The sequence below is a fragment of the Nocardia sp. 348MFTsu5.1 genome (assembly GCF_000383535.1).
Classification (GTDB): Bacteria; Actinomycetota; Actinomycetes; order Mycobacteriales; family Mycobacteriaceae; genus Williamsia; species Williamsia faeni.
On record NZ_KB911511.1, the window covers coordinates 351864 to 365586 of the forward strand.

The 13723-nt window shown below is 65.5% G+C and carries 9 protein-coding genes; 3 read left to right on the plus strand and 6 right to left on the minus strand.

Features of this window, described 5'->3' with window-relative positions; all coding sequences use genetic code 11:
- Positions 1-38 precede the first annotated feature (38 nt).
- The 6 genes from H290_RS0108025 to H290_RS28105 form a co-directional block, all read right to left on the minus strand.
- Positions 39-2576 carry an ABC transporter permease gene (locus tag H290_RS0108025; protein WP_020106273.1) on the minus strand — a complete coding sequence of 846 codons (2538 nt, stop codon included), beginning with the start codon at positions 2574-2576 and terminating at the stop codon, positions 39-41.
- A complete protein-coding gene (locus H290_RS28095; protein ID WP_051121921.1) occupies positions 2576-3358 on the minus strand; it encodes an ABC transporter ATP-binding protein in 783 nt (260 codons plus the stop codon). Before H290_RS28095 ends, H290_RS0108025 begins: the two co-directional genes overlap by 1 nt.
- Before the next feature lie 315 nt (positions 3359-3673).
- On the minus strand, positions 3674-5503 hold the full coding sequence (locus tag H290_RS0108035) for a phosphoenolpyruvate carboxykinase (GTP) (RefSeq protein ID WP_028462935.1): 1830 nt from the start codon (positions 5501-5503) through the stop codon (positions 3674-3676).
- A gap of 295 nt (positions 5504-5798) precedes the next feature.
- Positions 5799-6161 (minus strand): DUF6802 family protein, encoded by a 363-nt coding sequence (locus H290_RS0108040; RefSeq protein WP_020106276.1) that lies wholly within the window; start codon positions 6159-6161, stop codon positions 5799-5801.
- 82 nt (positions 6162-6243) lie between these two features.
- Complete coding sequence (locus H290_RS28100) at positions 6244-7653, minus strand: hypothetical protein (RefSeq protein ID WP_020106277.1); 1410 nt, start codon at positions 7651-7653, stop codon at positions 6244-6246.
- Positions 7644-8504: a hypothetical protein gene (locus H290_RS28105; protein WP_155976747.1), complete on the minus strand. Its 861-nt coding sequence runs from the start codon at positions 8502-8504 to the stop codon at positions 7644-7646. The genes H290_RS28100 and H290_RS28105 overlap by 10 nt, the downstream gene beginning before the upstream one ends.
- A 126-nt stretch (positions 8505-8630) precedes the next feature.
- On the opposite strand from H290_RS28105, the gene trmB reads away from it, so the two are divergent.
- The 3 genes from trmB to H290_RS28110 all read left to right on the plus strand — a co-directional run bounded on the left by trmB (position 8631) and on the right by H290_RS28110 (position 13520).
- Positions 8631-9443 carry a tRNA (guanosine(46)-N7)-methyltransferase TrmB gene (gene trmB, locus H290_RS0108055; RefSeq protein ID WP_020106279.1) on the plus strand — a complete coding sequence of 271 codons (813 nt, stop codon included), beginning with the start codon at positions 8631-8633 and terminating at the stop codon, positions 9441-9443.
- Positions 9440-10183: an NYN domain-containing protein gene (locus H290_RS0108060; protein ID WP_020106280.1), complete on the plus strand. Its 744-nt coding sequence runs from the start codon at positions 9440-9442 to the stop codon at positions 10181-10183. Before trmB ends, H290_RS0108060 begins: the two co-directional genes overlap by 4 nt.
- A gap of 109 nt (positions 10184-10292) precedes the next feature.
- The gene (locus H290_RS28110) at positions 10293-13520 is read left to right on the plus strand and encodes an MMPL family transporter (protein ID WP_051121922.1); all 3228 of its coding nucleotides are present in this window, start codon (positions 10293-10295) and stop codon (positions 13518-13520) included.
- The last annotated feature ends 203 nt before the right edge of the window (positions 13521-13723 follow it).

Genomic DNA, 13723 nt, shown 5'->3' on the forward strand with positions numbered 1-13723 from the left:
GGCACAGCGAATCAGTTGGTGATCCGCTGTCGGGTTGGCTATTCGGCGATTGCCTCCAACGGTTTCGTCTTCGCCGCTCGCGATGCCGGCCACAGTGCAGCCGCCACGCCGACCAGCGCCGCCCCGATCAAGGTGATGATGATCAGACCTGTCGGCAGTACCGGATCGCCGAGGCCCCAGTACCGCAGGGTCCGGACCAGCGCCCAGCCGAACGCGACGCCGAGGACGACACCGAGTACCGCACCGAAGATCGCGATGAGCAGCGATTCGATGTAGATCGTGCGGCGAACCTGAGCGCGGGCCATACCGATCGCGCGCAACATACCGATCTCACGCTTGCGTTCGATCACCGACAGCGCGAGGGTGTTCACGATGCCGAGGACGGCGATCACCAGCGCGAGTCCGAGCATGGCGTACAGCACGCTCAGCATCTGGTCGATCTGAGATGACTGCTGGCCCTTGAACTCCGATGGGGTCTGTACCTTCACGGTGAGGTAGTCGCTGGTGACATCCTCGATCCGATCACTGACAGCTTGCACATCTGCGCCGGGCACGGTCTTGACGGCGGCAAACACATCCTGGCGCAGCGCCTCGGGAATCAATTTCTGATACGCAGAGCTGCCCATGGCCCACGGGTCGATCAGCGGATTGTTCTTGAAGACACCGGTGACGGTTACCGGGACAACAGTGCCGTCGTAGCTGGTGAACTCCACGACTTCACCCATCTTCCAACCCTTTTCCGCAGAAGTCCGCTCGCTGACGATTATTCCGTCCGGATCGATCGTGCGGGAACCCTCGACCATCTCGTACGGCGTGACCGAGTACATGTCACCGGAGGGCGAATAGCCCTGCACTCCTGAACCGTCGACCTCTGCCAGGACACCACCGAACGACACCACCGATTCAACACCGTCGACATCATCAACCGATTGACCCACCAAGGGCGAGAAGCCACTTCCCTGTTGCCCGGAGATGATCAGGTTGGCGGTCAGACCGGTGTCGATCGCATCGTCGATGGTGCCCTTGAATGTCGATCCGAGCGTGCCGATGACGGCAACCAGCATCAGCCCCAGCGTCAGCGCGAAAGCTGTTGCCGCAGTGCGCCTCGGGTTCCGGACCGCGTTGGTCCGGGCCAGCTGCCCGATCTTTCCGAATGGTCGCGCGAGCGCCGCACCCAGCACCCCGACCACCGGCCTCGACAAGGCCGGAGAGGCGAAAACAACCGCGAAGATCATCACCAGGGCGCCGAGCCCGACAATCCCGGCCGCACGGCCACCCTCGCCTGAGGTACCGATCGCCAACAGCACAATTGCGATGGCACCCAGCACGATTCCGATGATGGTGCGCACCTTCAGTGAGGCCTGGCCGTCGGTGGCGCTTTCCCTCATCGCCTCGACCGGCGACACCTTGGAAGCGCGCCGGGCCGGCGCATAGGCGCTCACCATTGTCACGCCGATACCGACCACCAGGCAGGCGATGATCGATGACGCCCCGACCTGCAGCGACGTACTCGGGAGACCGCTGGACGCGGTCAGGGCCCGCAGTAACGCCGCGATTCCGATGCCGGCGGCCAATCCGACCAGCGCACCGAACAGGCCGACAACAAACGCCTCGAGCAGCACCGAACGGGTGACCTGTTTACGACTGGCACCAATTGCCCTCAGCAGAGCCAACTCCCGGACGCGCTGCGCCACGATCATCGAGAAGGTGTTGTAGATGATGAACGTTCCGACGATCAGGCCGATGGCCGCGAACGCCAGCAGGATGTAGTTGAAGACGTCGAGGAACTGGTTGACATTGTCCTTTTCGTCCTGACGGACCTCATCGCCGGTACGCAGCTTGTAGTCGTCGCCGATGAGACCGGCAACCCGCGACTTGAGCTCTTCCGGGCTCACACCGGGGACCGCCTGCAGATCGATCGACTGCGAATGCGAACCATCGGTGAACAGTTTCTGCGCAGTCGATTCGAGGAACTGCACGTTTGTGAATCCACTGGTGGCGCCCGGCACATCGAGGATACCGACGACCGTGACCTCCATCGGGGCGCCGCTACCGCGGGTGGTCGCCACCTTGGTGATCGACCCGACTTCGAGGCCGGCCTCGTCCGCGGACGACTCGTTCAGCGCGACCTCATTGGCGGTCTCGGGGGCCCGGCCCTCGATGAGGTTGCTCTCGGTGTCCGACAACCGCTCGTCCGGCGGCTGGAAGGCGCTTCCGATACTGGGTGCACCCCCGGTCTGCAACGCTTTGCCGTTTTCCTTGGCGATGGTTGTCGGGCCCGAGTACGTCGGGAGGATCTTGGCGATGCCGAGTTCGGTCTTGTTGTTCTCCAACTGCGTCAGGACCGAATCCGGGACACCCGACGAGTTGGAGTCCTCCGGCGAGACCTGTGTGTCGACGCCGAGCGCAACCTTGTCGAAGATGCCGTCGAATGCGCTGGAGATCGTGGCCGTGAAGATCATCGAACCAGCCACGAAGGCCGTGCCGAGTACCACCGACAGAACTGTCAGTACAAGCCGGAGCTTGTGTGCCGCAAGATTTCTCAACGACACCTTACGCATGGTGTTCGAGGCCATCACAGCTCCTTGGGAGCTCGCGAGAAGCCTCCGGTCGCCGGGGTCTCGTCGAGGTTCTTCATGTACTCGAAGATCTCGTCGGCATCCGGGTTGCGCAGTTCCTGGACGATCTGTCCGTCAGCCAGGAAGACCACGCGATCGGCATAGCTGGCAGCCCGCGGATCGTGGGTCACGATGACCACGGTCTGCCCGAACTCGCTCACCGCAGCCCGCAGAATGCTGAGAACCTCGCCCGACGAACGGGAGTCGAGGTTACCGGTCGGCTCGTCACCGAAGATGATCTCCGGCTGGCCGACCAGCGCGCGAGCGCAGGCCACACGCTGCTGCTGACCACCGGACAGCTCGCTGGGACGGTGGTCGAGGCGATCGCCGATACCCAGGCGGCCGATCACGGTGTCGAACCACTCCTGGTCGGGCTTGCGACCGGCGATGTCGAGCGGGAGGGTGATGTTCTCCCGGGCGGTGAGCGTTGGCACCAGGTTGAACGACTGGAACACGAACCCGATCCGATCGCGCCGCAGCAACGTCATCTGCTTGTCCGAGAGGCCTGACAGTGCGGTGTCACCAATGCTCACGGAACCGCTGCTGGCGGTGTCCAGGCCGGCCAGGCAATGCATGAGTGTCGACTTACCCGAACCCGACGGGCCCATGATCGCGGTGAACTCGCCACGCACAAAATCCGCGGAGACGCCCGCGAGTGCAACCACCTGGGTGTCGCCGCTGCCGTACACCTTCCTCAAATCGGTCGCACGGGCTGCTACTGCAGTGGGTGGGGCAGTCATGTTCTGGCCTTTCTGGATGTCTGGTCAGTGATGCACAAACTCTGGCGTCGCCGGTACTTTCGAACAATCCGGCCCTGCACTGCAGGTTCGGTCTGTTCGAGCCGTACAAATAGTGACTGCCAGGGCGCCTCCGAATCATCGGGGACCACCCTGATCTTTCCCCCCACATCCTCCACGAAGATGCGTCCCTTCAAGTAAGGACGAACCGGCCATAAGACGCAACTGGATTCGCGACCCACTTAAAAGCCACAAGCACCCACAGGCAGTGCCTGTGGGTGCTTGTGGGAAAGCAACAGTGTCTGAGGAATCCCCCGACTACTGGGCGCCCAATCGCTGTTTGAGTGCGTCGAACTCGTCCTGCAGACCGGTGGGCAGCTTCTCACCGACGAACTTGAACCACTCCTCGATCGACGGGATCTCGCCGAGCCATTCGTCCTGGTTGACCGCCAGGGCCTCCGCGACGTCGGCTGCGGAGACATCGAGTCCTTCGAGATCGAGCGACTCGGGTGTCGCCACGATGCCGATCGGTGTCTCGACACCGCCGGCCTTGCCCTCGATGCGTTCGACGATCCACTTCAGCACGCGGCTGTTCTCACCGAATCCTGGCCACAGGAAGCGCTTGTCGTCGCCACGACGGAACCAGTTGACGTAGAAGACCTTCGGCAGCTTGGACTCGTCGGCGTTCTTGCCGAGGTTGATCCAGTGATTCAGGTAGTCGCCGACGTTGTATCCGAGGAACGGCAGCATGGCCATCGGATCGCGGCGGATGGTGCCGACGGTGCCTTCGGCGGCGGCGGTCTGCTCGGAGCCGACCGTGGCACCCATGAACACACCGTGCTGCCAGTTGCGGGCCTCGGTGACCAGCGGAACCGTGGTCTTGCGACGTCCACCGAACAGGATCGCCGAGATCGGCACACCCTGCGGGTCGTCCCACTCGGGAGCCATGATCGGGCACTGCGCCATCGGCGTGCAGTACCGCGAGTTCGGGTGGGCCGCCGGGGTGTCGGAATCCGGCGTCCAGTCGTTGCCCCGCCAGTCGATGAGGTGCTTGTGGTCGCCTTCGAGGCCTTCCCACCAGATGTCGCCGTCGTCGGTCAGCGCCACGTTCGTGTAGAGCGTGTTGCCGGCCTCGATCGTCTTCATGGCGTTCGGGTTGGAGCTGTAGTTGGTGCCGGGTGCGACACCGAAGAAACCGAACTCGGGGTTCACGGCGTAGAGCTGACCGTCCTTGCCGAAACGCATCCAGGCGATGTCATCGCCCAGGGTCTCCGCACGCCAGCCCGGGATCGTCGGCTGGATCATCGCGAGGTTGGTCTTGCCACAGGCGCTCGGGAACGCGGCCGCGATGTAGTAGGCCTTGTCTTCCGGGCTGATCAGCTTAAGGATCAGCATGTGCTCGGCGAGCCAGCCCTCATCGTGTGCCATCGCCGAGGCGATACGCAGCGAGTAGCACTTCTTGCCCAGCAGGGCGTTGCCGCCGTAACCCGATCCGTACGACCAGATCTCGCGATCCTCGGGGTAATGGGTGATGTACTTCTCGGTGTTGCACGGCCACGGCACATCTTTCTGGCCGTCCTCGAGCGGTGCGCCCAGCGAATGCAGAGCCTTGACGAAGAACCGGTCCTCACCGAGGGCGGCAATCACGTCGGGGCCGACCCGAGTCATGACCCGCATCGAGAGCACCACGTAGGCGGAGTCGGTGATCTCGACACCGAGCTTCGGGTCGTCCGAACCGAGCGGGCCCATGCAGAACGGGATGACGTACATGGTGCGGCCGCGCATGCTGCCGCGGTACAGCTCGGTCATCTTGGCGCGCATCTCGGTCGGATCGACCCAGTTGTTCGTCGGGCCGGCGTCGACCTCGTTCTTCGAACAGATGTAAGTCCGTGACTCGACCCGCGCGACGTCGGCGGGGTCCGAGTTGGCCAGGAACGAGTTGGGCTTGCGCTCTTCGTTCAACTTGGTCAGGGTGCCCGCGGCGACGAGCTCTGCCGTGAGGCGATCCCACTCGGCATCGGAACCGTCAGACCAGACGACCTGATCCGGCCGGGTCAGTTCGGCGATCTCCCGTACCCAGGCCAAAAGCTCTGAATGCGACGTGGGCGCGCTGTCGGGATCCAAACCAGGAATTGTCGCTGAAGTCATTGTTATCTCTCCTGCTGGTGACCGACCGGTGCCGGTGACGCCAATGTGTGCGTCTGCGCCGGTCAGCCCCTCCGTGGGGTGCTCTGTCAGGTTACTTCGACCGCATCCGATCTGGTGCATCGGGTACGTGCGTTACGGCACATCTCATCATGCGAGGTGAGCAAACACTTACTCAAAGTCCAAACTAGTGCTGTGACAATTATCGCGAAATCGGCTATTCGAGCCTACCGCTGCCGGTGACATTTGACCGTCGACTGGACGGATCACCTCCCGATGTTCGCCGGTCGCGGGCTCCCTATTCGAGCCGGCCGCTGTCGGTGGCAGTCCACTGGCCACTGCCCGGATCGAGCCGGGATGTCCGGTATCCACCGTCGCGGTTCACCTCGGTGATCAGATCGACCTGACCGTCCTGGTCGGTATCGGTGTACACCGTCATACCGGCCGGCCCGGTGCGGGTCAGGGAGTCGGCAACACCGTCGGCATCGGTATCCAGATCGGCCGGTCCGAGGTCCCAGACCCGGTCGTTCTCGACGATCCACAGGTTGTCGTACGCCTCGCTGCCCATCCCCTGATCAGGCGTGATCGCGGCAGCCGGGTGAAACTGCAGCCCCTGATCAGCCGCATCGTCACCGAACTCGGTTCCAAAGTCGCCGTCCATCGCATCCGCCCCCGTCGTCGTGGTCGCAGGTCCGAGGTCTTGGACGCACCGATCCGGCCGCTGGTTCCGCGCCCGGGGGAATTCAGTGACCGATGGCGATCAGAACCTCGTCGAGTCGATCCCTCGCCTCCACGGCTGCAGCGAGTCGTCGCAGGTCGCGCTCACGCCACTCGGGGGCCACGCGCCGACGGGCCCGGATCTGCGCATCGAGTTCGGCCACCCGGTCGGAGACCGTCTGCGCGCGATGCTCATAGAACCGGGCCAGGCGTCCGCCGAGGACGGATTCGGTGGCCTGCACCTGCCGCGCGATGTCCTGTTCGATCCGGCCGCGCATGGTGACGACCGCTTCACTTGCCCAGGCGGCCATGGATGTCCGGAGCGCCGACAGTCGTCGTAGACGTACCAATCCGACCGCGATGGCCGCACCGAGCAGCAGCGTCAGCGGCATCGCGACCCATTGCAGGGTGTCCACGGCCGACAGCGGCATGACCAACAGCCGTCCCAGCCCGAGCCCGGCCGACGCACCGAAGGCCACCACCAAAGCTTCTTCCACGCCCCGGCGCCGCGGTGGCACCGGCGGCATCTGGATGGGCAACGGCGGGTGGGCGGGCGGCGGACCCACCTCTTCGAGTCCGAGCAATGCCCGACTCTCGAGTGCGCTGCGGGCGTCGTCGAAACGCTGCTGCGCCCGATCCCGCAGTGCAGTGAGCCGCCCGGCGAGCCACTGTTCGAACTCTTTGGTGCCCCGCCGGCTCAGCGCAGATGCCCGGACAGCGGATTCCCTCGACAGGTCCCGGGCTGCCCCGTCCAGTTCGGTGACCGCGGTGGCCCGGATCTGGTTTGCCCCGCCGCGCACCGCCGCGAGTCGGTCGGATCGGCCACGATCACGGGACGCGACCGCATCCGCGCGCGCGGTCAGCAGATCCGCGGCCGGATCCCCGCGCTCGGTCGCGAGCTCCGAGATCAGGGCGTCGAGGTGACGTTCGGCTTCGAGCGATTCCAGTCGTTCCGGCCGGGCCGGACCGTCCACCTGTTCGTCCAGCCATTCGATCAGCTCGCCGAAGCCGGATTCCGGCTGATGTCCCGCCAGCGCCGCGGCCGCCGACACGGCAAAGATCGGCATGCGCCCGTCGGGATCGACGATGCCCCTGTTGACCTTCAGCAGCGTCGGCCAGTCCCAGTACGCATCGATCTTGTTGCAGACCACGGCCACCAGCGGCGCGCAGTCGCGCAGCCGGCGCACCACGTCGACCTCGACGTCCGACACCCCGGACGAAGGATCGAGGATCAACAACGCCACCGCAGCCCGTCGTCCCGACTCCGACCATTCCCGCGCCCGGATGCCGTGGTCGCCGAGCACTCGGGTCACCGACGTGACCCCGACCTTTCCCGTCCCCCCGACCACCACGTCGGTCGCGTCGATGCCCGCCAGGCCGGTTCCGGTCAGTCCGGCGACCTCGGCGATGACCGATCGCATCTGCATCACATCCATACAAATGGCTCCTCAGCCGCGCCGGACAGCATCGACCCCGACAACAGGTCTTCGATCTCGTCCCGCAGAACACCTTGTGCAGCAATGATTTCCAGCTCAGCTACCACCAGGCGCAACCGTGTCACCGGCGCGGCGGCGGCAAAAACGCGCAGCGGGCCGGCCAGCGCATCGAGCCCGCTGCGCTGCATGAGCAGCTCGGCGAGTTCGTCGGCCGAGCAGGGAACGTTGCCGAGCACCGCGATCGCAGCGGCGATTCCGTAGGCGTCGAGACGCCGCAGCAGCGCGATCCGTTGCAGGCGCTGGCCCGGACCACCGGCATCGATGAACGTGGCCTGCATCGGCGGGACGGCTTCACCGGCCGCGGCCATCGCCGCGAGCATGTCCATCTCTTCGTCACCGAGATCGGCGATCGCCAGCATCGCCATCACCGGGATGACCTGCCTACCGAGTTCCAGAACGCATTCGTCCGCCCGGGCGCGCGCCGCCGGCCACGATCCGAGACTGTCCGACTTGCCCAGCAACACCAGGCTGCGCCGGGGATCGAGGCCCGCCAGCACCGCCACATCGTCCGCCCGGGGCCAGCCCGCCAGGACATGGAGCCAGGCATCGGCATCCTCGGCATCGTCGCCCGGGCCGATCGGGGACACATCGAAGCGGCGACGCAACGCCGCCGCCACGGTGTCGCGGCCGGTGCCGAACCGTCCGGTCACCGCCACCCGCAGCGGACCGTGCAGGTCGCCCACTGCGCGGTTCAGATCACGCGCCCCCGGCAGCCGCGCGCACAGCGACTCCAGCCGAACCGTCAGATCGGCATAAGCCGGATCCCCCACTCGCAGATCAATTTGATCCAATTCACCCTCCCCGACCAAAACCCACCGCCAACAGGTCAGACGCAGCCCGCGTCGCCTTGGTTCCGGTCACTTGCGGATAACAATCGGCAGGTGATTGGTCAACCCCTGCTGTCACATCCGTGCCGAATGCGGGACTATGGCCGGGTGACCAGCCCACGCTCGAACCCGAATCCGGACACCGATAAGGGCGTCGACACCGAATCCGACGCCCCCGCCATGTCCGAATCGGCCTCAGATGATGACGCCCAGAGACGCGAACGCGCCCGGCTCTACCCCCGCGTGACCAGCTTCCGGACCCGGCGCGGCAGCCTGACCCCGGCCCAACAGGCCAACTGGGAGCGTCTGTGGCCAACTGTGGGTCGCGACGTCAGTGAAACCGACCGGCTCGATCCAGTCGCCTGGTTCGGCCGTAGCGCCCCGCTGATCCTGGAGATCGGCTGCGGCACCGGCACCTCGACCGCGGCGATGGCGGCCCTCGAACCCGAACACGACGTCATCGCGGTCGATGTCTACCGACCGGGCATCGCCCAGCTCGTCGGCGCGATCGGCCGCGACGACCTGGAGAACATCCGGATCATCCGGGGCGACGCCATCATCGTCCTGAAGAACATGCTCGCGCCGGCGTCTCTGACCGGGGTCCGGGTGTTCTTCCCCGACCCCTGGCCCAAGGCCCGGCATCACAAGCGGCGACTCCTCCAACCGGAAACCATCGCTTTGATCGCCGACGTCCTGCGGGACGGCGGAGCGCTGCACATCGCCACCGACCACGCCGACTACGCCGAGTCCATCGCCGCGGTCCTCGCCGGCCAGACTTTGCTGGTCCCCACCGACGAGCCGGTGCCGTTCTCCACAGAGCGTCCCGTCACCAAATTCGAGGGACGGGCCGCAGTCGACGGCCGATCGATAACTGAGTTCGTTCTCACACGGGTACCCCGATGAGCCCCGCGTCGTACGGCGATGACGCCGCCCGCGGAGCCGACAACACGGTCGCCCACACCATCTCGGGAGCCAGCCAGGAGCAGCGAGTCCTGCTGATCTGGGATGCGCCGAACCTCGACATGGGGCTCGGTTCGATCCTCGGCGGGCGTCCCACCGCAGCTCACCGCCCCCGTTTCGATGCGCTGGGCCGGTGGCTGCTGGGCCGCACCGCTGACATCTCCGCGGCGGTGCCCCGCGTTGCCGCCGACGGCGACAACCGGCCCAAGGCCGGGCTCGCACCGATCCCCGAGGCCACCGTCTTCACCAACATCGCCCCTGGTACCGCCGAAGTGGTGCGACCGTGGGTCGAGGCGTTGCGTAATGTTGGCTTTGCTGTTTTTGCCAAGCCCAAGGTCGATGAAGACAGCGACGTGGATTCGGACATGCTCGACCACATCGAGCTGCGCAGGCACACTGTGGGGCTGGCCGGTCTGATCGTCGCGTCGGCGGACGGACAGGCCTTCCGCGAGGTGCTGCTGGATGTCGCTGCAAGCGGTGTGCCGGTGCAGGTGCTCGGTTTCCGGGAGCACGCCGCGTGGGCACTGACGTCGGAGAGTTTGGAGTTTGTAGACCTAGAAGACATACCCGGGGTGTTCCGCGAGCCCTTGCCGCGGATCAACCTGGATTCACTTCCCGAGGAAGGTGCCTGGCTGGCACCGTTCCGGCCGCTCACAGCATTGCTGTCCGGCCGCCAGAACTGAAAGCAATATCTGTAGTGGTGTGCAAGCCCGGTCCACGATGTGACCATCCATGCGCCGATGCGAATCTGCGCGACAACAATGACTGCCTGAGTACAGAAAGGACGCTGCGGTGTTTGGTGCCATAGGCAACTTCGTGTACCGGATGCGTTTTGCGGTCATCGCTGTGATGGTCGCGTTGATGGCGGGTTTCGGTCTCTACGGCCTCGACCTCAACAAGCATCTGAGCCAGTCCGGCTGGTTTGATCCCGGTTCGGAGTCCGTCGCGGGCTCGCAGCTGCGCGACGAGATCCTCGGCCGCGACCACAAGTCGGACGTGATCCTGCTGGTGACGCCGCCGGCCGGAACCAAGGTCGACGACCCCGCCTTCGGGGCGAAGGTCGAGCAGATCGTCGAAGATCTCACGGCGCAGTACCCGGGCATCGTCGACCGCACCGATCCCGGCATCGTCGATCCGTTCCGGGTGGGTGTCAACGAGTTCGACAAGGGTGCGCTGACCCAGATCCAGGCGCGATTGTTCGACGCGTCCCGCGACCACGCCTTCATCAGTATCGGCATCAGCGGTGACGACGACACCACGATCCTGAAGAACTACAAAACCGTCGAACCGTTCTTCGAAGATCTCGCGGTCCGATACGACTTACCTGGCACAACGTTCGAAATGGCCGGTCTGCAACCGGTCGCCGGCGCGATGGCCGCCGGTATGGACGAGGACATCCACCGGGCCGAGATCATCGCGCTGCCGCTTGTCGCGATCATGCTGTTCTTCATCTTCGGCGGTGTGGTCGCCGCCTGTTTGCCCGTGCTGATCGGCGGTCTGACGATCGCCGGGTCGCTGGGTGTCATGAAAGTTCTGGCGCAGGTCACCGAACTCAACATCTTTGCCCAATCGGTGGTGACGCTGATCGGGCTCGGCATCGCCATCGACTACGGGTTGTTCATCGTCAGCCGCTTCCGGGAAGAACTCGCGGAGGGCTATGACACCCCCAATGCGATCCGCCGGACGGTGATGACCTCCGGCCAGACCGTGGTCTTCTCGGCAACGATCATCGTCGCGGCGCTGGCCTGTCTGCTGTTGTTCCCGCAGGGCTTCCTGAAGTCGGTCGCCTACGGCGCGATCGCATCGGTCACCCTCGCGGCCCTGTTGTCCATCACGGTGCTGCCCGCGATCCTGTCGATCCTCGGGCCTCGCATCGACATGTGGGGTTTCTCGTTCCTGCGCCGGACGAAGACCAAGAAAGAGGTCGAGGACGGTTTCTGGGGCCGGCTCGCGAGCTGGGTCATGCGGCATCCGCTCCAGATCGCCATCCCGGTGGTCCTGCTGCTCCTGGCCCTGATCATCCCGTTCGCCAACATCCAGTTCGGTGGCATCACCGAGAAGTATCTGCCGCCGAATAACGACAACCGCGTCGCGCAGCAGCACTTCGATGAGTACTTCCCCACCGAACGCACCGAAGAGATCAAGCTCGTCATCGTCTACGACCCCGAGAGCAGCGACGACGCGGCCAAACTCCAGCAGATCGCGGATCAGGCCAACCAGATCCCGGGCTTCACCAAGGAGTTCACCCTCGATTCCGCGCTTGCCGAGGGCAACCTCGTCGAGATGTCGGCCGGTCTGATCGACATGGACACCGCCGGTGAGGCCGTCGATGAACTCCGTGCGATCGACACCCAGGGCCTGCAGGTCTACGTCGCCGGCACCCCGGCGCTGACCCAGGATTCGATCAACGCGTTGCTCACGGACCTGCCACTGATGATCTTGTTGCTGATCCTGGTGACGAGCCTGCTGATGTTCCTCGCGTTCGGTTCCGTCGTCTTGCCGATCAAGGCCGCATTGGTCTCGGCGCTCGGCCTCGGCGCCACGCTCGGCATCCTGACGTGGATCTTCATCGACGGGCACGGCTCGACTGTCGCCAACTTCACGCCGGGGCCGCTGATGTCGGCTGTTCTGGTGCTGATCATCGCCATCATCTACGGCCTGTCCACCGACTACGAGGTGTTCCTGCTCTCCCGCATGGTCGAGGAGAGACAGAAGGGCGCGAGTACCACCGAGGCGATCAGACGCGGTACTGCACACACCGGGCGCATCATCACCGCGGCCGCCGCGATCCTGGTGGTGGTCACCGGAGCCTTCGGTCTGTCCGAGATCGTGATGATGAAGTACATCGCGTTCGGCATGATCGCGGCTCTGATCCTGGACGCCACCATCATTCGTATGCTGCTCGTCCCGGCCCTCATGAAGCTGCTGGGCGACGACTGCTGGTGGGCCCCGCAGTGGATGAAGAAGATCCAGGAGAAGATCGGGCTCGGAGAGACCGTCCTCGACGAGGAATTCGGTGCCGGACGTTCGTCTCAGGCCACACGCGGCGACCGCAGCGCGGGAACCGTTGTCGCCGAAGCTCCGACCTCTGCCTTCCGCACTCAGCCGGCAGGCGCCCGTCGACCGGTCGCGGTGGGTGCCGCTGCTGGTGCCGCGGCCCCGGCCCGGCCGTCCGGACCCATCAATCGCCCACCGCAGGGCCCGCGGCCACCGGCCCCCACACCACCGCCGAATGCGGGACGTGGTGGCAGAGCGGCAGATCCGGCTCAGCTGTCGAATCCCCGACTCCAGAAGGCTCCCGGTTCGGCACCCGCGGCGCCGGTCCGCAACGGCTCGACGCAGGCTCCCGCCCCCACGGGCCCGGTACGCCGGCCCGAGCGTCCGCCGGTTCCCCCGGTCAGCGGACCGATCCGGCGTTCACCGAGTCGTCCGGCACCGGAACCCGATCCGGTGGCACCCCGGACACCGAGTCGAGAGAATGCCCGTACGAACCGGCCCGATACCGGTGGGTGGAGTCTGGGCGCAGGCGGAATTCGCCTGGGTGGCACCGACACCCCTGTCGCCAACGGGACCGGCGCATCCGAGCCCACTCGTCAGCCGGGTCGTCCGCCGCGTCCCCAGCCGATCCAGTCCGGTCAGGGCAGCCCTGAACCCCGGAGCACCGGACCACGCGCGGTCCCGGCCGGACGTCAGGATCCTTCGGGTCGTGACCAGAGCAGTCCGCTGCGGCGTCGGCCCGAGCTGGGACCACAGGGTGGACAACCGTTGATCGCGTCCTTGAACCCGGAACAGCGGGCACCGTCGGGGCCGGCCGGGCCGCCGCGGCAGCCGAGTGCACCGACTCCACCGCCGCAGCAGCCCGCACCGCAGACGTCGCCGGAAGATGCTGAGTCTCAGGACACTTCATCAAGTGGCCGTCGACGGGCCCGCGGTCGTGCCGATGGACAGATCAGCGTCCGCGATCTGCTCCGCCGCGGCAATGACACCGGCACCGCCGACCCCACCGACACCGACAACTGACTGACCCGACCCGACCCCCATCCGTCGAGCGTGCCAAACCGACCGCCGAGCGTGCCTTTATGTTCACTGACCGGGCCGAAAACGCTTTCGGCTCTGCAACTTTGGCACACTCGACGGCATCGAGGGCACGCTCAACGGTAACTAGGGCCCGCTGGGCGGCAACGCGAACCGCCGAGCGTGCCTTTATGTTCACCGACCGGGCC